Annotated in this window: 19 protein-coding genes and 1 pseudogene; 11 read left to right on the top strand and 9 right to left on the bottom strand. The window is 69.4% G+C overall.

The window, feature by feature from the left end; all coding sequences use genetic code 11:
- Window positions 1-18 precede the first annotated feature (18 nt).
- The 4 genes and pseudogenes from CHB84_RS24010 to CHB84_RS09695 all read left to right on the top strand — a co-directional run.
- A pseudogene (locus CHB84_RS24010) lies at window positions 19-135 on the top strand (ArsR family transcriptional regulator); the annotation flags it as partial.
- 118 nt (window positions 136-253) lie between these two features.
- Window positions 254-529, top strand: coding sequence for a permease (locus CHB84_RS09685; RefSeq protein ID WP_089301193.1), 276 nt, complete (start codon window positions 254-256; stop codon window positions 527-529).
- A 21-nt stretch (window positions 530-550) separates the two neighbouring features.
- Window positions 551-1,369 carry an SIR2 family NAD-dependent protein deacylase gene (locus tag CHB84_RS09690; protein WP_217898502.1) on the top strand — a complete coding sequence of 273 codons (819 nt, stop codon included), beginning with the start codon at window positions 551-553 and terminating at the stop codon, window positions 1,367-1,369.
- Between the two features lie 230 nt (window positions 1,370-1,599).
- On the top strand, window positions 1,600-2,994 hold the full coding sequence (locus CHB84_RS09695) for an alanine/glycine:cation symporter family protein (protein WP_217898511.1): 1,395 nt from the start codon (window positions 1,600-1,602) through the stop codon (window positions 2,992-2,994).
- 75 nt (window positions 2,995-3,069) lie between these two features.
- On the opposite strand, the gene CHB84_RS09700 is transcribed toward CHB84_RS09695, so the two are convergent.
- Window positions 3,070-3,684, bottom strand: a complete 615-nt coding sequence (locus CHB84_RS09700; protein WP_089301195.1) for a TetR/AcrR family transcriptional regulator — start codon at window positions 3,682-3,684, stop codon at window positions 3,070-3,072.
- Window positions 3,685-3,872: 188 nt separating this feature from the next.
- Here CHB84_RS09700 and CHB84_RS22860 point away from each other — a divergent pair, with 188 nt between their 5' ends.
- Complete coding sequence (locus tag CHB84_RS22860) at window positions 3,873-4,049, top strand: hypothetical protein (protein WP_176439886.1); 177 nt, start codon at window positions 3,873-3,875, stop codon at window positions 4,047-4,049.
- 54 nt (window positions 4,050-4,103) lie between these two features.
- Window positions 4,104-4,496, top strand: coding sequence for a DUF2237 family protein (locus CHB84_RS09705; RefSeq protein WP_089301196.1), 393 nt, complete (start codon window positions 4,104-4,106; stop codon window positions 4,494-4,496).
- 89 nt (window positions 4,497-4,585) lie between these two features.
- Here CHB84_RS09705 and CHB84_RS09710 read toward each other — a convergent pair whose 3' ends face one another.
- The 4 genes from CHB84_RS09710 to fabG are packed head-to-tail and all read right to left on the bottom strand — an operon-like array spanning window position 4,586 to window position 8,277.
- Window positions 4,586-5,194 (bottom strand): TetR/AcrR family transcriptional regulator, encoded by a 609-nt coding sequence (locus CHB84_RS09710; protein WP_089301197.1) that lies wholly within the window; start codon window positions 5,192-5,194, stop codon window positions 4,586-4,588.
- Entirely contained in the window at window positions 5,191-6,330 is a 1,140-nt protein-coding gene (locus tag CHB84_RS09715) for an acyl-CoA dehydrogenase family protein (protein WP_245818648.1), read from the bottom strand. The genes CHB84_RS09710 and CHB84_RS09715 overlap by 4 nt, the downstream gene beginning before the upstream one ends.
- Window positions 6,309-7,517, bottom strand: coding sequence for an acyl-CoA dehydrogenase family protein (locus CHB84_RS09720; RefSeq protein WP_089301199.1), 1,209 nt, complete (start codon window positions 7,515-7,517; stop codon window positions 6,309-6,311). The genes CHB84_RS09715 and CHB84_RS09720 overlap by 22 nt, the downstream gene beginning before the upstream one ends.
- Before the next feature lie 4 nt (window positions 7,518-7,521).
- Window positions 7,522-8,277 (bottom strand): 3-oxoacyl-ACP reductase FabG, encoded by a 756-nt coding sequence (gene fabG / locus CHB84_RS09725; RefSeq protein WP_089301200.1) that lies wholly within the window; start codon window positions 8,275-8,277, stop codon window positions 7,522-7,524.
- 428 nt (window positions 8,278-8,705) lie between these two features.
- Here fabG and CHB84_RS09730 point away from each other — a divergent pair, with 428 nt between their 5' ends.
- The 3 genes from CHB84_RS09730 to CHB84_RS09740 all read left to right on the top strand — a co-directional run bounded on the left by CHB84_RS09730 (window position 8,706) and on the right by CHB84_RS09740 (window position 11,000).
- The gene (locus tag CHB84_RS09730) at window positions 8,706-9,137 is read left to right on the top strand and encodes a hypothetical protein (protein ID WP_089301201.1); all 432 of its coding nucleotides are present in this window, start codon (window positions 8,706-8,708) and stop codon (window positions 9,135-9,137) included.
- 64 nt (window positions 9,138-9,201) lie between these two features.
- Entirely contained in the window at window positions 9,202-9,765 is a 564-nt protein-coding gene (locus CHB84_RS09735; protein WP_141134633.1) for a hypothetical protein, read from the top strand.
- Entirely contained in the window at window positions 9,762-11,000 is a 1,239-nt protein-coding gene (locus CHB84_RS09740) for an MAB_1171c family putative transporter (RefSeq protein ID WP_089301203.1), read from the top strand. The genes CHB84_RS09735 and CHB84_RS09740 overlap by 4 nt, the downstream gene beginning before the upstream one ends.
- On the opposite strand, the gene CHB84_RS09745 is transcribed toward CHB84_RS09740, so the two are convergent.
- The 4 genes from CHB84_RS09745 to CHB84_RS09760 form a co-directional block, all read right to left on the bottom strand.
- Window positions 10,969-12,105, bottom strand: coding sequence for an adenosine deaminase (locus CHB84_RS09745; protein ID WP_089301204.1), 1,137 nt, complete (start codon window positions 12,103-12,105; stop codon window positions 10,969-10,971). The two genes, CHB84_RS09740 and CHB84_RS09745, sit on opposite strands and share 32 nt — an antisense overlap.
- A 208-nt stretch (window positions 12,106-12,313) precedes the next feature.
- The gene (locus tag CHB84_RS09750; RefSeq protein ID WP_245818649.1) at window positions 12,314-12,949 is read right to left on the bottom strand and encodes a superoxide dismutase family protein; all 636 of its coding nucleotides are present in this window, start codon (window positions 12,947-12,949) and stop codon (window positions 12,314-12,316) included.
- Between the two features lie 330 nt (window positions 12,950-13,279).
- Complete coding sequence (locus CHB84_RS09755) at window positions 13,280-16,183, bottom strand: ATP-binding protein (RefSeq protein ID WP_089301205.1); 2,904 nt, start codon at window positions 16,181-16,183, stop codon at window positions 13,280-13,282.
- A gap of 244 nt (window positions 16,184-16,427) precedes the next feature.
- Window positions 16,428-17,237 (bottom strand): hypothetical protein, encoded by an 810-nt coding sequence (locus tag CHB84_RS09760; RefSeq protein ID WP_089301206.1) that lies wholly within the window; start codon window positions 17,235-17,237, stop codon window positions 16,428-16,430.
- Between the two features lie 237 nt (window positions 17,238-17,474).
- On the opposite strand from CHB84_RS09760, the gene CHB84_RS09765 reads away from it, so the two are divergent.
- Together CHB84_RS09765 and CHB84_RS09770 are read left to right on the top strand one after the other, a co-directional pair.
- On the top strand, window positions 17,475-19,241 hold the full coding sequence (locus CHB84_RS09765) for a carbon starvation CstA family protein (protein ID WP_089301207.1): 1,767 nt from the start codon (window positions 17,475-17,477) through the stop codon (window positions 19,239-19,241).
- Window positions 19,231-19,548 (top strand): cory-CC-star protein, encoded by a 318-nt coding sequence (locus tag CHB84_RS09770; RefSeq protein ID WP_245818650.1) that lies wholly within the window; start codon window positions 19,231-19,233, stop codon window positions 19,546-19,548. Before CHB84_RS09765 ends, CHB84_RS09770 begins: the two co-directional genes overlap by 11 nt.
- The last annotated feature ends 2 nt before the right edge of the window (window positions 19,549-19,550 follow it).

A 19,550-nucleotide genomic window follows, 5' to 3' on the forward strand; every position in this document is an offset into this window, starting at 1 on the left:
GATGCCACCGGGCTGCAGATCCTCCATGCTGTCGTCACGGCGTCGGGACCGATGACGGTCGGCGAGATCGTCGCTGTCTCCGGGGTCGGGCAGTCCACCGTGTCCGCACACCTCCGCAAGCTGGCTGCCCTCGAGTTCGTCCGCGTCGAGCACGTGCGCACCACAACCCGTGTCCGGATCAACCCGGACTGCCTCGCCGAGCTACCCGATGACCGGGTCGTTCCACGGGCTCGCCCTCCTGTAGCTCGAGCTGATGGCGCTGCTGTTCGTGGTGGCAGCGGGATTGGCACTCGGCACGCCCTTCTACGTCTCCACCGAGGCATTCCTGCCCATCGCCTCAGCGCTCCACGACAGTGGGATGTCCCTCGGCGCGACCGTCGCGCTGGTACTGACCTCGGCAGGTGTCAACCTGCCCGAACCGACGGTCCTCAGCAGGCTGATGCGTGCCGGGTTACTCGCCTGCTACACCCTCACCGTGGTCGTCGCCGCTATTGGCGCGGGGTACCTCGTTCCGTTGCTCGCACCGTGAGCGCCGCTAGCATCGAGAGTGATGAGCATGCGCGCGGACTCCAACGACCCTGCCGACGACCACAGGGCTGCCGGGACCGGCGAAGCCGGCGACGAGCACGAGCCGGATGTCACCGCCCTCGCGTCGCTACTCGCGAGCAGCGAGCGGGTCGTGGCGCTCACCGGAGCGGGAGTGTCTGTACCGTCGGGTATCCCGGACTTTCGCAGTCCGGAGAGCGGGCTGTGGAACACCGTCGACCCGATGGACGTGGCCACCATCGATGCCTTCCACCGCAACACCAAGGGGTTCTGGGACTTCTACCGGCCACGCCTGGACATGGTCCGGCAGAAGCGGCCCAACCCCGCACACGAGGCGCTTGTCGAGCTGGAGCGGCGCGGCCGGTGCGATGCGGTGATCACCCAGAACATCGACGGGCTCCACCAGGCGGCAGGCAGTACGGGGGTCGTCGAGGTGCACGGCTCGATCGGCACGTCCAGCTGTACGGGGTGCGGTGCCACGTGGACTCTCGACGAGACCGCGTCGCTGTTCGGCGAGCACGGTATCGCGACGTGTACCAGCTGTTCCGGCAAGGTCAAACCGGATGTCGTGCTGTTCGGCGAGCTCCTGCCCGCCGCGGCCATGGAACGGGCACGCGACCTGGCTGCCCGGGCCGACCTGTTGCTCTGTGTCGGCTCCTCCCTCGAGGTCTATCCTGTCGCCGAGCTACCCGCGCTCACGCGGGACAGCGGTGGCCGGATCGCTGTCGTCACACAGGGCCCGACTCCCTACGACGAGGTGGCCGACGTGCGCGTGACCGGGAACGTCGCCACCGCACTGCCCGCTGCCGTCGCCGAGCTCTGAAACCTCGCGACGGCCGGCGGCGACACGCGAAGCCGCACGGAGGCTCGACTGCGGGATGACCGCTCCGCGGTCACCACTCGGGGTGCCCTGCCGTGCATCACACTTCGATAGCGGCCCTGTCCTTCGGCGCCCCTCGACGGCTATCGTCCGATCGTCCCGGGTGCCCGGGTGCCGGTAGGCGGTCGGACATCAGTCGAGGCAAGGTCTACGAGGAGGCGCGAATGGACACGGTGGACGAATGGCTCGGGAACGCATCCGAGTTCATCTGGGGCCCGTGGTTACTGGTCCCCCTGCTCCTGCTCACCGGCCTCTACCTGACCATCGTCCTTCGTGGCGTGCAGTTCCACCGGTTCGGGTACGCGTTCTGGCTGGCGCTGGTCAAGCGTAAGGAGCGCGGCGCCGAGGGCGACATCAGCCACTACCAGGCGCTCACCGTGGCACTGGCCGCCACGATCGGCGTCGGGAACATCGCGGGCGTGGGTACGGCGATCGCACTCGGTGGTCCGGGCGCCCTGTTCTGGATGTGGATCACCGGGCTCGTCGGCATGGCCACCAAGTACGCCGAGGCTTTCCTGGGCGTGCGCTTCCGCCGCGTGGACGCCAAGGGAGAGCAGAGCGGCGGGCCGATGTTCTACCTCAGCGAGGGCATCAGGAACAACTTCGGCAAGATCCTCGGAGTTTCCTTCGCCGTGTTCGGCGCGGTCGCCGCATTCGGGATCGGCAACATGGTGCAGGCCAACAGCCTCGCCGACGCCCTGAACGCCGAGTGGGACATTCCATTCTGGATCAGCGGGCTCGTGCTGATGCTCGCCGCGGCCGCTGTGATCCTCGGCGGCATCCGCAGCATCGGCCGGTTCACCGCAGCGTTCGTCCCCTTCATGGCGATCATCTACGTGCTCGGCGCCACCGGCGTGCTGCTGTTCAACGTCGGCGAGCTCCCCGGCGCGCTGGCAACCATCTTCACCGACGCCTTCACCGGGACCGCCGCGACCGGCGGCTTCGTCGGTGTCGGGTTCCTCGCCGCGCTGCGCTGGGGTGTGGCCAGGGGGATCTTCTCGAACGAGTCCGGTCTCGGTACCGGTGGCATCGCGGCGGCCGCCGCGCAGACCACGAACCCGGTACGGCAGGCCCTCGTCTCGATGACGCAGACATTCCTGGACACGCTCGTCGTCGTCACCTTCACCGGCCTGACCATCGTGGTCACCGGAGCGTGGACGACTGTGGACTCCGAGGGCGAGGCGCTGACCGGTGCCCCGCTGACCTCAGAGGCATTCCGTGACGGCCTGCCCGGCGACTGGGGCGGTCTCATCGTCTCCGTCGGCGTGGTCTTCTTCGCCTTCTCCACCCTGCTCAGCTGGTCGTACTACGGCGAGCGGTGCATGGACCGGCTGTTCGGGCGCGGCCTGGTGACGCCGTACCGCGTGGTGTTCGTTCTCATCATCTTCGTCGGAGCCGTCACCGAGCTCACCACGGTGTGGACGATCGCGGACATCCTCAACGGGTTGATGGCACTGCCGAACCTGATCGGTCTGCTCCTGCTGTCGCCGCTGATCGCCAGGAAGAGCCGCGAGTTCTTCCAGCTGGCCAACTGGAAGCAGGTCGACGACCTGCCCGGCCAGCGGTAACCCCGGAGGCGGTACGACCGTGTAGATGTCAGCGGGCGGTCGAGCGGGTGCGGAGGGGCTCGCTCGACCGCCCGCTCAACCGGTCCCGCTCAACGCGCGGCGGAACAGCGTCGCGATCTCGCCGTGCTCCGGTGTCTCGTCCACCAGCACGGCTTGCATCAGCAGCCCGCAGAACAGCGCGGCGATCATGCGCCCGGTCATCGGATCGGTGCGTGATCCGAACAGCTCCGCCATGGCGTTGTCCCAATCCGCGGCGGCCTTGCGCAGGTGCGGCCGGTGCAGCGCGAGCGCGTACAGGTTGTACTCGACGATCGTGTGCTCCCGATGCTCGGTGAGCGAACGGACCACGAAGTCGGCCAGCGCGTCCGCGAGGTCGACGCCGGAGTCGAGGGACCGTTCCCACTCGCGCAGCTGCGTGATGCTGCCCTCTGCTGCCTGCTCGAGGGCGACGGCGACCAGGTCGTCCATCGTCGCGAAGTGATAGGTCGTCGACCCGAGCGGAACTCCCGCCTGCGCCGCGACGCGGCGGTGCGTCAGCGCGTCGATGCCCTGCTCGGCCACCACCGTGATAGCCGCCCTGGCGATGCGGTTTCGCCGGTCCGGGTCGTTCGGCCCGCGCCTGCCCTGCGCACGCCCCGGCGATGAGGCACCTGCCTCCCCGTCGCCACCGGCCGCTCTGCTTGTCGTCATGACCGCCGAGTACCCCCTTCGCGCTGTACCAACCGTGCCCTCCGCCTTTTCATGATCACACGAAGGCTCCGTTCCTGGCCGCCCACCTGATGTGGACACCAGTACACATTCTAAGTACGCTTGTACGCAGCTTGCGCCTCGCGGCACCAGCATCAAAAGTGTGAACAGCGATTGGGACGACGAACCGGATGAAGGATCTCTACATCGACGGCATCTGGAGCGGGCCCTCGGCCGAACAGCCGGACAGCACCAGGACCGTACTCAACCCGTACGACGCAGGCGAGCTCACCACGGTCGCCGAGGCAGGCGAGAAGTGGGTCGAGGAGAACCAGGACGTGGTGCGGACCTGGCTCGGCCAGGAGTGAGTCCCTCGCACGAGCACGGCTGATGAACAGCCGTGCTCGTGCGAGAATCAGAGTATGACCACCGATCGCAATGTGCTGGGCGGCGAACTCGAGGTCTGCGGTACCGACCCGGTGACCGGTTTCTACCGGGACGGGTGCTGCAACACCGGCGAGGAGGACCTCGGTAACCACTCGGTATGTGCCGTGGTCACCGCGGATTTCCTCGCCAACCAGCACTCGGCGGACAACGACCTGTCCACGCCACGCCCCGAGTTCGGCTTCCAGGGGCTCGAGCCGGGCGACCGCTGGTGCGTATGCGCCGCTCGCTGGTTACAAGCCTACGAAGCCGGCGCCGCGCCTCCCGTGGTACTCGCGGCGACACACGCCAAGGCGCTCGACGTCGTCCCACTGGAGGCGCTCCGGGAGCACGCCGTCGACGTCCCGGCCGACCCCAGCAGCCTGACCTAGCCGCCACACCCCGCCACCATCGCGGAGTCATCACGGGCGAGGCGCCCGCACTCCCCGGGGTCGGCCCCGGAGCACGTGTGGGGCCGGCGTCAGTCGGCGCCGAGCATGCGCGATACGAGCCCCGCGTACGCGCGCGCGAGTTCACCGGGATCCGGACCGGTGGAATGCGTGTACCAGCGCGCGACATCGATACTCAGTGACAGCACGGCACGTGCTGCTGCCTTCACGTCGTCGACGCGGAAGTCACCGGACGACTGTCCCTCCGTGATCACCTCGCGTACCACGCGCTCGGTCTCCCGTCGCAGCCCGGCGACGACCTCGAACTCCTCAGGCGGTAACGCGGTCAGCTCGTACTGCACCACCCGGGCGACCAGATGACGGCGGGCGTGCCAGGCGACGAACTCCTGCACCAGCTCGCGCATCCGCACCACCGGTGGCTCCGGCCGCTGCGCCACCGAGCGCACCAGCGCGAGTGCCTTCTCGTGTCCGGTCCTACTGATGGCGAACAGCAACGCCGCCTTCGAGGGAAAGTGCACGTAGAGCGCGGCGGGACTCATCCCGGCAGCTGTCGCGATGTCCCGCGTGGTCGTCGCGTGATAGCCACGTTCGGCGAAGGACTCGACGGCAGCGGCCATCAGCCTGCGCGCGGCGTCGGGCTGGACGTCGGGCCACAGGTCGAGCGGGGACTGCTCGGTCATGGAGCCGGATGCAAGTCCACGAGGGGCCCGAGGACGCCGTGATGCGCGCTCGGGCTTCCCAGCGCGATCTCATCGGCCTTGGCACGCTTCAGGTAGAGATGCGCCGGGTGCTCCCAGGTCATGCCGATCCCACCGTGCAGCTGGACGCACTCCTCCGCCGCGTGCCGTGCCACGCGGGCGCACAACGACTGGGCCACGCCGACGGCGACGGGAGCGTCGTCGCCCGCTGTCGCCAGCTGGTCGGCCGCGTACCGCGCCGCCGCCCGCGCCACGACCAGCTCGTACCACAGGTCGGCGAGCCGGTGTTTGAGCGCCTGGTACGACGCCAACGCCCGGCCGAACTGGTACCTCTGCTTGAGGTACTCGACGGTACTGTCCAGGCACCACTCGGCCACACCGACCTGCTCGGAGGCGAGGACGCCTGCGCCGGTGCGGACCGCGTCCTCCAGCACCGTCGCCGCCAGATCCGGGCCCGCGATCCGTACTCCTGCCACGTCCTCGAGATCCACATCGGACACCGGCCTCGTGATGTCGAAGGACGTGACCGCGTCGACCGTGACCCCGCTTTCCGTGGCGTCGACGACGTACAGCTCCGGACCTTCCGCTCCACCGGCGGGAACGATCAGGCAGTCGGCACCCGCGCCTTCGGCGACAGTACGGACCGATCCGGACAGTCTCCCCTCTCTGGCGCGCACCGCGGTGGGAAAGGACCCACCGACACACGACGACAGCGGGACCACCAGCGTAGCGGTCCGGTTGCCGGCCGCCACCTCGGCGAGTACGGCATCGCGGTGCTCACCTGCCCGGCATCCGAGCAGCGCGCTGGTGGCCAACACGGCGCTACCGAGGAACGGCACAGGGGCCACGAACCGACCGAGCTCCTCAGCCACGACCGCGACCTCCCGCACACTCGCGCCCTGGCCACCGAGCTCGTCCGGGACGTTCAGCGAGGTTGCCCCGAGCTGGGTGGCCAACGTGTGCCACAACGCGGGGTCCCCGGTCCCTCCTTCCTCGCAGAGCTCGAGAACGCGCTCGGGCGGACACCGGTCCGTGAGCAGGTCCCGTACGCTGGCACGCAGGTCCTGTTCTTCCGTACTGTAAAGCAGGTTCGGGCTCATCGCGGCAGATCCTTCCATGGCACGTCCTTGTCGGCGCGCGCCTCCGCTGGCAATCCGAGCACGCGCTCGGCGATGATGTTGCGCAGTACCTCGGAGGTTCCCCCCTCGATCGAGTTACCCTTCGCCCTGAGGTAGCGGTACCCGGCAGTTCGCCCGGTGAAGTTGACCGTTTCCGGGCGACGCAGGCTCCAGTCGTCGTACCGCAGGCCCTCCTGCCCGAGCAGCTCCAGCTCCAGCCCGGACAGCTCCTGGGACAGCCGAGCGAAGCCGAGCTTCATCGCAGACCCTTCCGGCCCTGGAGAACCGGCCGCGAGCTGCTGTCCCAGGCGCTTGCCTGCCAGGCGCAAGGCCTCCGCCTCGACCCACAGCGCCATGAGCCGGTCATAGGTCGCCGCGTCAGCACCCTCCGGACGCTTTCGCCATGTGTCGGCGACGACACCCGACATACCGCCCTCGCGGGGCATCGGCCTGCCGCCGATGGCCACCCGCTCGTTCATCAGTGTCGTCTGGGCGACACGCCACCCCTCGCCGACCTCGCCGAGGCGGTTGGAGTCCGGGATCCACGCATCGCTGAGGAAGACCTCGTTGAACTCCGCCTCCCCGGTGATCTGGCGTAGCGGTCGCACCTCGACACCGGGGTCGGTCATGTCGCAGACGAAGTAGCTCATTCCCTTGTGCTTCGGCGCGTCGGGATCCGTCCGCGCCAGCAAGATCGCCCACCTGGCGTTGTGCGCGCTCGATGTCCAGACCTTCTGACCGGTCACACGCCAGCCATCACCCTTGCGCTCCGCCCGCGTACCCACCGACGCGAGGTCGGATCCGGCGCCGGGCTCGCTGAACAGCTGGCACCACACCTCCTCCCCGGTCCACAAGGGTCGCAGGAAACCCTGCTTCTGCTCTTCGGTTCCGAAAGCCAGAATCGTCGGAGCGGCCATACCCAGCCCGATACCGATCCTGGAAGGCTCGTTGTCCGGAGCACCCGCGGCTTCGAGCTCGGCATCGACGACCGGCTGCAGTGCACGCGGGGCACCGAGCCCGCCGAGCCCCTCCGGGTAGTGCACCCACGCGAGGCCCGCGTCGAACCGGGCGCGCAGGAACTCCCCGCGATCGGTCGTCGCGGGGTCGTTCGATGCCAGGAACTCGCGCGTCCGGGAACGTAGCCCCTCGGCGTCGAGCTCGACGGTGTCGGCAACGGATTCGCTCATCAGCTCAGTCCCTCGGTCCGCCTGCGATGTAGATGACTTGACCCGAGATGAACCCGGCCTCCTCGCTGACCAGGAACGACACCGTGGCCGCGATATCGGACGGCTGCCCGACCCTGCGCACAGGTATCTGCTCGGCCGCCCCCTTCTTGAAGTCCTCGTACGGCACGCCCACACGTTCGGCCGTGGCCGCGGTCATCTCGCTCTCGATGAAGCCGGGCGCGATGGCGTTGGCCGTGACGCCGAACTTGCCGAGCTCGACAGCGAGCGTCTTGGTGAACCCCTGCAGCCCCGCCTTCGCCGTGGAGTAGTTCGCCTGCCCCCTGTTGCCGAGCGCGGACACGCTGGAGAGGTTCACCACGCGCCCCCAGCCCGCCTCGGTCTGGTGAGCCTGCACGGCCCTGCTCATCAGGAACGAGCCCCGCAGGTGCACGCCCATCACCGCGTCCCAGTCCTCGTCGCTCATCTTGAACAGCAGGTTGTCCCTGGTGATGCCGGCGTTGTTCACCAGCACCGTTGGCGCGCCGAGCTCCTCGGTCACCCGTCGCACGGCCGCTTCGACGTCCGCTGAGGAGCTGACGTCCGCGCCGACCGCGATGGCCCGGCCACCGGCCGAGGTGATCGCCGCGATCGTCTCCGTGCAGCTGGACTCGTCCAGGTCGACGACACCGACGGCGAAACCGTCCTGCGCCAGCCGTACGGCGATCGCCGCGCCGATGCCGCGCGCGGCGCCGGTGACGATGGCGGTACGTGATTGGGTCACGGTTGCCTCCAACAGAATCGCTGTCCGACAGCTCAACCCATGACAGGCTAAGCAACCGCTTAGTACGTTACCGCCCCATGCCTCCCCCTGTCCAGCACCACATGAGTAATGATCGCGCGCGGGGCGGGGCACGGCGCACCACTCGCACGGCGCACGCCACCGGCCCCGAGAAACCGCCGGGTCCCGCTACGGCTGAGCGCGCGCCGAACGCCCCGTCACAACGGCAGCGAAACGGCGAATGGCTAGGCAGACCCCCAGACTGCCTAGCCATGCGAGACACACCTCAGAATGCGCTCCGACGTGGCGCATTCACATGAGTTGCTGTCACCATCGGAACCTATCGAGGCAACTGGCGCAGCGTCAACCGATGTGATGTACATCCATGTATCCTCTTTACATCAGTTGAAATTCGTAACGGAGGTTGTGGCATGTCCGCAGGGGAGCTCGGAACACTGGCAGATCGCATCAATCACCTGTTCGCCACGGTGCACCCCGCGGGCCGCGGCCCGTACAGCAACGAGGAGGCCGCCGCCGCAATCACCGAGCAGGCCTCGACGTCCATCTCGGCCACCTACATCTGGATGCTGCGGAAGGGGCATCGGGACAACCCTACGATGAAGCACCTCGAAGCCCTCGCCACGTTCTTCGGGGTTCCCGCGGCCTACTTCTTCGACGACGCGATCGCCGCGGACGTCGCCGCCGAGCTGGAGGCACTCACCGCGCTGAAGAACGCGGGAGTCCACCACGTCGCGCTGCGTGCCGCAGGGCTGTCCGAGCGCAGCCTGGACTCGATCATCGACGTGATCAACCGTGTCCGGGAGCTGGAGGGTTTGCCCCGCGAGGACGATTCCCGACAATGAAGCAGGGACGACGTCAGCGTCACGTTCCGCGCGCGTGCCCGCGGGACCCAGGACGACGAGCAGTATGGGACAGCCCCAGGTGAACAGGGACGGACTGAAGCGGCGATGCCGGAAGCGACTGCGAGAGCTGGAGCTACCGGATCCCTTCGACCTCGACAGGTTCTGCGCGAGCCTGAGCGAACGGACGGGTCGTCCCATCCGCCTGCTTGCCCTCGAGCTCTCCCCACCCGGCCCCTGCGGGATGTGGCTGTGCACCGCGACGACCGACTACGTGATCTACCAGTCGGCGACCGACCCGCTCCATCAGGAGCACATCGTCCTCCACGAGCTCAGCCACATCGCCTGCGCGCACAGCGCGACCTCCGTACTGCGCGCGGACACGGCCGAGCGGCTCCTGCCACACCTCGACGGCGACATGGTGCACAGCGTCCTCTCCCGTAGCCACTACACGCAGGAGCAGGAACTCGAGGCCGAGTTGATGGCCTCATTGATCCTGCACAGGGCCCGCAAGGACTCGCGGGCGAAGGCGAAGCCGGACCGCAGGGTCCCGCTCTCCGCGGAGGACGACGCCAGGATCGCCGCGCGGATCGAGCGATCCCTGCAAACTCCGGTGAGGTACCGGCCGTGACGACGGCCCTGTACTCGCTGTGCGCCGCCGGCGCCTGGGTCGCGGCAGGATACAAGCTCTCCGCGACGCGCAGGCTCCGCGACCCCACCGTGACCGCGGTGTGCGTGACCTTGGCCCTGATGGGCATGGTGCTCACCGCGTCCATCCCACCGTTACGGGTGTGGCTCGACCACCAGCTCGCGTCTGTCAACTTCGGAGTCCTGCTCACCCTCGTCTGCGTGGTCGCGTTCAGCACGTCCGCGCAGGTCATGCTGCTGCTGTGGACCAGAACCGCCGAAGACGCCCGCGGGGCCGTCCGCAACCGGCTCATCGCGCTTGCCGGGGTCGTTGTCCTGATGACCGCGCTCTTCCTCGCTGCACACCCTGGCCCACACGACCACTCGTTCTCCCGCGGCAGCGCCGGGAACCTCGGCTACGCGGCCTGCCTGCTGATCTACCTGGCAGCACTCGGCATCGCCATGCTCGCCATCGCCAGGCTCGGATGGCGGTACGCGCGCCTGACCGACCGTCCGCTGGTGGCGCACGGGTTACGGTTGGCGGCAGCCGGATCCACACTCGTGCTCGCCTACTGCGTGTACCGGCTCGGCACCCTCGTCGGCGCCTGGTTCGGCAGGGACACGGCGTACCCGGAGACGCTTCTGCGACTCATCGCGGGCAGCGGGGCGTTGCTGATCATGCTGGGACTGACCTTGCCGTCCTGGGGTCCCCGGTTCGTCCACGGCATCGACCATCTCCGGCGTTACGCCCGCTACCGGCGCCTACGCTCGCTGTGGCAGTCGATCGTGGCCGGTCGGCACCCGGAGCTCGTCCTCGAGCACTCGACCGCCAGAGCATTACGCAGGTTCGCCCCCGGCGAGCTGCACTTTCGCGTGTACCGCCGCATCATCGAGCTGTCCGACGCGCGGCTGGCGTTGCGCCCCTACATCGACCCCGACGCGCGGGAACGAGCCCGCCTGCTGACCAGGCATCTGGACGAGCAGGAACGCTCCGCGATCGTCGCCGCCACCGAGCTGCGCAGCGCAGTCCGGGCCGAGCAATCCGCTGCTCCTGCCGGCCACGAGTCACCCGGGACGGAACCGGCACCGCTCGACGGCGACGTCGCATCCGCGCTCGCATGGTGGGCACGTGTCGCGCGAGCGTACGCCCGGTCCGAGTGGGTCGCCGAGGCCCTGGCCGCGCCTACGGACGCGGACGTGTACGCGGCTACGCCGGGTTCTCCGCGGCGACCTGGGTGAACAGCCGCTCCGCTCGCAATGCGGCGTAGCCGGGCTTGATGACATCGTTGATCAGGGCGAGGCGCTGGTCGAACGGGAGGAACGCCGACTTCATCGCGTTGACCGTGAACCACTGCAGGTCGTCGAGCGTGTAGCCGAAGGCGTCCACGAGCTCGGTGAACTCGCGGCTCATGCACGTCCCGCCCATGAGCCGGTTGTCGGTGTTGACGGTGACGCGGAAGTACAGGCTGCGCAACAGCCGGATCGGGTGCTCGGAGATCGAGGGAGCCGCGCCCGTCTGCACGTTGGAGGTCGGGCACATCTCCAGGGGGATACGCAGGTCCCGCACGTAGGAGGCCAGCCTGCCGAGGCGCACGCTTCCGGAGTCCGAGACGGTGATGTCGTCCACGATCCGCACGCCGTGCCCCAGGCGCTCCGCGCCGCATCGCTGGATCGCCTCCCAGATCGACGGGAGACCGAAAGCCTCGCCCGCGTGGATCGTGAAGTGCGCGTTCTGCCTGCGCAGGTACTCGAAGGTGTCCAGGTTCCTTGTCGGGGGGAACCCGGCCTCCGGGCCTGCGATGTCGAATCCCAGCACACCCTCGTCCCGGTACCGTACGGCCAGCTCGGCGATCTCCCCCGAGCGCGCGTTCTGGCGCATCGCGCACAGCAGCGTACCCATCCGGATCCGCCTGCCGGAGGCAGCGGTACGGCGCTCGCCCTCGCGGAACCCCTCCTGGACAGCCTCCACCACCTCGGGCAGCGTGAGCCCCGACTCCAGGAACAGCTCGGGCGCGTAACGCACCTCGGCGTAGACGACTCCGTCCGCGGCGAGATCCTCCGCGCACTCGGCAGCGACGCGTGCCAGCGCGTCCGCGGACTGCATCACACCGACGGTGTGACCGAACGTCTCCAGGTAGCGCTCGAGCGACCCCGAGTCGGCGGCGTTCACGAACCATTCACCGAGCTCGCCCGCGTCGGTGGTGGGGAGCTTGTGGTACCCGGTCTCGCCTGCGAGCTCGACCACCGTCTCCGGACGCACGCCACCATCCAGGTGATCGTGCAGCACCACCTTGGGTGCCCGGCGGATCCGATCCCGCGTCGCGGCGTTCAGTTCGTCCTGCACCCGCACCTCCTCATGGCCGGTTCGCGGCTCATGGCCGACTGGCAGTAGACCTGGCTCGGCGCGCGTCCCTGTGGGGATCGCACCGGGGCCCACGTCCAGGATCGCACGAATCCGCCCGTCTCCCGTGCACCTGCGGTGGGAGCCGAATGTGACAGCGGGTTCCTAGAAGACGCCCGGGGTCACATTCGGCTCCCACCCGCGGGGTGGGTTACTGGCCGGAGCTGTCGAACGGTGCGGTCAGGCAGGCCAGGCGGTCCCCGGCGGCGCCTGCCTCGCCCTCCTCGGTAGCGGTCTCGGCTTCGGCGTGCACCACGACCGAGGCCGGAGCACGCTCGGCGAATCCGAACGGCACCTCCGCGGTGACCTCGGCGTCGCCGGCCCCGTCTGTGGCGAAGTCCAGCCAGATCTCGTTGTCCGGGTTGGCGTAGTCCGGGTCCGTGGACGGCTGGTTCGGATCGACCTCGTGCTGGAAGTGGGGTCCGGCGTCGGATCCATCGGCACCGCACGGCTCGGAGTGCGCATGTGCCGCGTAGGCGCGGTCCGGAACCAGCCCCCGCACAGACAGTGTCACCGACGTGGTGTCACCTTCGTCCACCTCCACTCCGAGCTCGGCACCTTCCGGAGCCAGCTCCGTGTCGTAGGTGTAGGCGTCGTCCGCCGACTCCACAGCGGCGAGCACGCCGCTGTGGCTGACGGCCTCGGCCTCGGAGCCGTTGGGGTTTCCCGTCCCGGCCTCCTCGTCGCCGTTACCGTTGTCGGCGCAACCCGCCATGAGCAGTCCCGCGATGGCCACGGCCGCGAGCAAGCCGCGAGCCGGGCTCGTACGTTGTGCAGTAGTCCGCATACAGTCAGTGTTGCTGATCACGTTGAGCGACCCGGACCCGACCCGTGTGGCACCGGGTCGTGCGAATCTCACCGGCCAGGCAACGCCGCGTACCGGGCATGCGTTGAGCGGAGGGTAACTCCGCACGCCACGGTGCCGTCCGTTCGCGGGCCGGTCTCGGCGCCGTCCGGGGCGCGCAGGAGGCGCCGGTGGGTGCACGGGCGTGCGCGTCGGGCTCGACATCCGGTGTGACATGCGGCGCCATCCAGGCCAAGAACCAGACCGTCCGGTACCCGCCGGATGCCCTGCCGCGCGGTGCCGCACGGCACCTGCCGGACCGGGCGGTGGTAGCTAAGGGCGGCGTAGTTCGAACCGCGATCGCACCCCGAGCTTGCGCAGCACGCGCGCCACGTGATGCTCGGCGGTGCGCGGGGACAGAAACAGCACCTCGGCGATCTCCCTGTTCGTCAGTCCCCGGCTGAGCAGGCCTGCGACCTCTTTCTCCCTGGGGGACAGCGCGTTGCCGTAGCCGCGCCTCCCCCGGCGTGACGCGACGACGCCGCCCGCGCTCCGGACCGCGCTGCGGCAACGGGCGGCATCCCTGGTAGCGCCGAGCGTCTCGAACGTCTCCGCGACAGCCGGGACCAGTTCGGCAGGGTGCCCCTCGCCCTGGGCGATCCGGCAGTACGCCGCGGACTCGGCCGCCACGGCCGCGTGATACGGAGCGGGTAGCTCCGCGTAGTGTCGCCGGGCACAGTCCAGGGCGTCGGCCGCCTGCCGGAGGCTGCCCGCCCATCGCAACCGGCTACCCCGTGCCGCGACGGCGGCAGCGTGCGCCAGCGGGGCATCCCGCCCCCGGATACCGTGCTCGAACTCGGAGCCCACCCGCTCCGCGGCACCGTGTCGACCCAGCTGCCCGAGCGTCTCGGTCAGCACCGGCACGAGCGGTGCGGCCCAGACCCACACTCTCTTGCCGTGCACCATCGACCACGACCGCGACGCCACCTCGTACGCGGCCTCGGGGTCCTGCCGGGACAGATGCATCCTGGCCAGTTCGGCGGTTGCGGCCAGCAGGCGCGGGTTGTACGCGCGGGCATCGGTCAGTCCGGCCGAGTCGAGGTGGGCCGTAGCCGCGTCCCACTCCCCCTTCGCCACCGCCAGCGCGCCCTGCGCGAGCGCCAGCTCGGTGCGCACGACCTCGATGTCCGCGCAACGCTCGGCGAGCTCGCTGCATCGCTCCGCGAGCCCCGTCCAGTTCCCGGTGAGCCAGTCGAGCCTGGCTTGCAACCCACGGCCGATGTCGATCATGAACGTGGCACATTCCTGAGCCTGCGCGAGCCGGATACCGCTGTCCAGGAACCGCCGCGCGCGTTGTAGATGGCCGACCCAGGACAGCGCGTCGGCGAGGTAGAGGTGCGCCCGGGTGAGGTACTGATGCTCCTCACGGGAACGTGCCTGAGCCGGGAGCAGGGCGATACGCTCCCCGACGTCCGGCGTGCCGATCTGGACGAGGTTCTGCAGCTGGTTGGCGAGCACGTTGGTCAGCGCGGGCCCATCCGGGAGCCTGCCGAGCTCGCGATCCACCCGGTTGACCCACGCGAGGTGGTCCTCCACGGGTGCCGCACCGACCTGGGCCTGCCCGAGTGCCGACATCGCGAGCAACGCGGTCGGCGCGTCGTGCTCACGTAGCTCACGCACCGCGGTTCTGAGGTGCCTGCGACCGGCGGCCACCAGTTCGGGCTTGCGCAGCATCACCACGCCGAGCCGGGTCCGGATCAGCCCGCGAGTGGCCACCGGCAGCCGCTCGTCGCCGAGGACCCGCTCGAGGATCCCGGTGACATCGCACCTGCCCCTCGAGCACAGAGCGGCCTTGCTCAGTTTTCCCGCCAGGCGCACCCGCTGCACGGCCGAGAGCGACGCCTCGGACAGCAGTTCATGCAGGATCTCGGCGGCCGCGGTCGGCTCACCGATCTCGCGTGCCTGGTCGGCCGCTGCCTCGGCGGTCTCCACCCACCGCCCGTACTCCTCCGCGGCCCGGTAGTGCTCGGCCATCCACGCGAGCGGCACCGGGTCCCTCCTCGCCAGCACGTCCGCCGCACGCAGGTGCAGCTGCAAGCGTTCCGGCCCTGGCAGTGCCTCGTAGACGGCCTGGCGCGCCAGCGCGTGCACGTACCCGTAACGGTTCCGGCTCGCCTCGACCAGCACGCCGGCGCGCAGGGCCTCCATCAACGCCGCGGCGGTGCGTTTCCTCGACCGGCCGGTCATACCACTGAGCAGCTCGACGTCGACCGGCTTGCCCAGCACAGCGCCGGCCCGCGCCACGTGCAGGGCGGACGCCGACAGTGGTGCCAACCGCTCCTGCATCGCGTGGCCGAGCAACACCGGAACGCCGAGCGACTCGAGCAGCCGAACGGTCCCGGGCCCGTCGGTGCGGACCGGCCCGGCCGCGTCGCCGAGCGCGCGCAGCACTTCCTCGAGCACGAACGGGATACCCGCCGTCCGTTCGTGCAGCTGGATGAGCAGCTCCTCGGACTCGGCATCCGGCCCCAGCGTGGCGCCGACCAACTCGGCCACCTCGGCACGGCCCAGGCCTGCCAGCCGGACCACTGTACCGGTGACATCGCGTCGCAGGCGGTACGCGCTGCCCAGCGGGCCGCCGTCGCCGCGATGACCCGCGCCGCGGTAGCTGACCACCACGGACAGGCGCTCGGGCATGGTGGCCGCGAGGAAGTTCAGCACGTCCCGGGTACCGTCGTCCGCCCAGTGCGCGTCCTCGATGATCAGCAGCGTGCGCCCGCACGTCGCGAGGACGTCGCGCATCGCCCGGAACAGCCGGTGCCGTTCCGCGCTGGGGTCGTCGAGCCGGTCCGGGCAGGGCGGCAGGTAGCACGCGAGCTCGGGCAGCAGCGGGCGCAGGGCCCCCGTCAGCGGGCTCAGTCGCGAGCAGCGGCGCAGCCGCTTCCCGACCGCCCGCAGCGCGTCGAGCACCGGCCCGTAGGAGCACGGTTCGCGGAACGGCTGGCAGGCCCCGCTCAGCACGTTCCAGGAACGCAACGTCGGCAGCGCGCACAGCTCGTCGATCAGCCGGGTCTTGCCGATGCCTGCGTCACCTTCGACGAGCGCGACCGACGGCGGTGTGGTGACGGTGTCGAACAGCGCCCCCAGCTCGGCGGACCGGCCGACGAGCGGGAGTTGGCTGGTGTGGGCCGACACGACCGGCCCCGTCGTCGCGGGCTCGACCGGATGGGCTGGCATTGCTACGCGCTCACTCGAACACGGTGCCCTGATCCGTCGTTCGGGCAACTCATCTCGACCACATCGCCTTCCCGAGCGATTCACCCCATGCCGCGTGACCCACAGGTCCGTGGCGCGGTTCACTGAGTCTAGTGAAGCTTGCCTAACAGGCAACCCGACAGGAGAGTGAATAGTTACGGCGTGTAGCCGTACGTCCGGGGTGTGGCACCCATGCCGAACCGATCACCCCTGAGCTGGACGGCACTCAGCGCAACGAGCCCGACCGCCGCTCGACGGCGTCGATGCCCGCCCTGCACGAACGCTCGACCGCGCGGTGATTGCGGATCCGGCCCACGATCCCGAACGGCTCCAGCTCGAGCCCCGGCTCGCCGTTTCCGTCGCTGACCGTGAACGTCTCCCCGGACAGCACGCCCCCGCGATACCACGGCTCCCAGCGCTCGAAGTCGGGGCTGTGCCGGTGCCCGTAGACGTACACCCGCGAGCCGTCCCCCTCGAGCAGCCCGCCGTCCCGCGGCCACACGTCGATGCGCTCACCGGATCGCGCCGGCCATTCCCGGGCCGTCACCACCTCCACGCACGGTCGTGTGCCGTCCCGCCGCACCAGCAACCCGTCCGCGGGGCCGGAACGGACGGGCACCGGCGCGGCGGAGTCGATCTCCACGACGGTGATCAGCACCCGAGGTACCCACCACCAGTTCTCCCGCCGCGCCAGCAGACCCGCCGCGCGCAGCCGCGTCGGCGGATGCTTGACGATCTCCTGCTCGAGCAGCTTGTCCGTGAAGATCGTTCCGTCCAGGTCGTGCCGCACGCTGACCCGGCCGGCGGCGACAGCGGCCGTCGCATCCTCCCCGAGCGTGCGGGTGTCGGTCACGCTCGCCGCCACGTACTCGGTCACGAGTGAGTCGACCGTGTCCAGATGCAGGTAAGGCAACGCCGCACACGGCACACCGTCCAGCTCGAGCGGCACAACGGGCAGGCCAACCGGGCCGCGCGGACCCAGCCAGGACAGCTCGGCGACAGTGGACCGCCGCCACACCGAGTTGAAGTCCGTCACCTCGCCGTCCTCCCGTGTCCGACGCCCGTACCCGGCAGGGCCCTTCCACCGCTGCCCCGCCGACGTGACTCGGAGCCGCGTGGGCTTCCGTACCCACACCATAGGGCGAGGCACGGGGCGCTACCCCGCCGCCCGGCAACCCCTATGACTGTCCGGCGCCTCGTGCTAGGTTGCATCGACTTCAACGATGCCTTGAAGCGGAGTTCGTGTACGTCAGGCTCTCGGAGGTACCGTCAGATGCCCGCCGTCATCGTGCTGTTGGCCGTACTGGCCGTCTTCGCACTCGGCTACCGCTACTACTCGGCATACCTCGCCAGAAGTGTGTACGCGCTCGACCCGTCCTATGTCACGCCTGCCCACCGCTACTCCGACGGCATCGACTTCGTCCCCACGAACAAGCACATCGTCTTCGCGCACCACTTCATCTCCGTCGCCGGTGCGGCGCCGATCGTGGGTCCCGCCATCGCCGTGTTCTGGGGATGGCTTCCCGCGCTGCTCTGGGTGGTACTCGGCACGGTCTTCGCGGCGGGCGCGCACGACTTCGGCGCCCTCGTCGTCTCCGTGCGGCACAAGGGGCGCAGCGTCGGCACGCTGGCCAAGGACGTGATCAGCTCGCGCGCGCGGACACTGTTCCTGCTCATCATTTACTTCCTGGTCACCTTGGTCAACGCGGTGTTCGCCGTGGTGATCGCGACGCTGTTCGTGAACAACCCCGCTGCCGTGCTCCCCGTGCTGTTGACCATCCCCCTGGCCATCGGCGTGGGGCAGTACATCTACCGCAAGCGCACGGCCGCGCTGCTGCCCTCGGTGATCGCGCTGCTCGTCGTCTACGCGTCCATCTGGCTCGGCAGGCACGTGCCGGTCACGGTGGACCCGATCGCCTCGGCGTTCGGGCTCGAACCGCTCACCGTGTGGATCGTGCTCGTGTTCGCCTACACGTTCTTCGCCTCCCGCCTTCCGGTGTGGGTGCTGCTACAGCCGCGTGACTACATCAACCAGCAGCAAATGCTGCTGGCGCTCGCCGTGATCGTGGTCGGCGTGGTCATCGGTATGAACACGATCGCGGCTCCGGCCGTCACCGAGGTCCCCGCCGACTCCCCGCCGTGGTTCCCGCTGCTGTTCATCACGATCGCCTGCGGTGCCATCTCCGGGTTCCACAGCCTGGTCTCGTCGGGGACGACGGCCAAGCAGCTCGACAAGGAGAGCGACGCGCGCTACGTCGGGTACCTCGGCGCGGTCGGCGAGGGCACGCTCGCGCTGTGCTCCATCCTCGCCTGCACCGCGGGTGTCGTGGCGCTCTCGGCCACGCCGGGCTCCGACTGGCAGGCACGCTACGCCGACTGGCAGACCGCATCGGACGGCGCGCTCGACACCTTCACCCGAGGCGTGGCGGGTTTCGCCGAGAACCTCGGGGTACCCCTCGCTACCGGGACCGTGTTCGCGGCGGTCGTGGTGATCAGCTTCGCCGCGACCAGCCTGGACACCGCTGTGCGCCTGCAGCGTTACATCGTGCAGGAGATCGCCGAGATCGTCGGGTTCCGCCCGCTCGCGCGCAACCTCACGCTGGCCACGGCCGTGGCGTTGAGCCTGCCGATCGTTCTCGCGCTGCTGCCGGGGAACTTCGCGTTCGGCACGCTGTGGCAGCTGTTCGGCACCACCAACCAGCTCACCGCGGGCCTCGCCCTCGCGGTGATCGCGGTATGGGTGACCAAGCGTCGTCGCAACCCGGTCGTGATTCTCGTGCCACTGGTGTTCCTGGTGGCAATGACATCCTGGGCACTGGTCATTCAGCTCGTCGAGTTCGCCACCCACGAGGATCCGCTGCAGGTCTTCCTGCTCGCCCCGCTGGATGCGATCATCTTCGTGCTCGCCATCTGGCTGATCGTCGAGGCCGCCGTCGCACTGCGCGCGGCGTGGGCAGGGCGCACCTCGGCTGTCGAGCACGGCGAGGAGCTCACCGAGGTCGAGGCGCCTGCAGCGGACCCGGACCGCGATGAACGCTGACGCCGCGCGGTCGCGCAGCCGCAAGCAGGTCGCGGCTCGAGCACGCGCGTCGTTCACCCGCGCGTGGCGGAAGGCCGAGCAAGCGTTCGATGCGGTCTTCGCCGCGCGCTGGGGCAGCGCGCTCCGGCGTGACGCGCGGGACCAGTCCGACACCCTGCGTGCGCTGGTGCTGCTGGAGTCCCTGGGAGTGGACAACCCCGTCGGCTACGAGACGCTGGAGCTCATCCCCTACGTAGTCGCGGATATCCACGACTGGCATCGGCGCATGGGACACGAGGAGCTCGGCGAACCCGGAGTGTGCTGTTGACG

Source organism: Haloechinothrix alba (assembly GCF_900188115.1).
GTDB lineage: Bacteria > Actinomycetota > Actinomycetes > Mycobacteriales > Pseudonocardiaceae > Haloechinothrix > Haloechinothrix alba.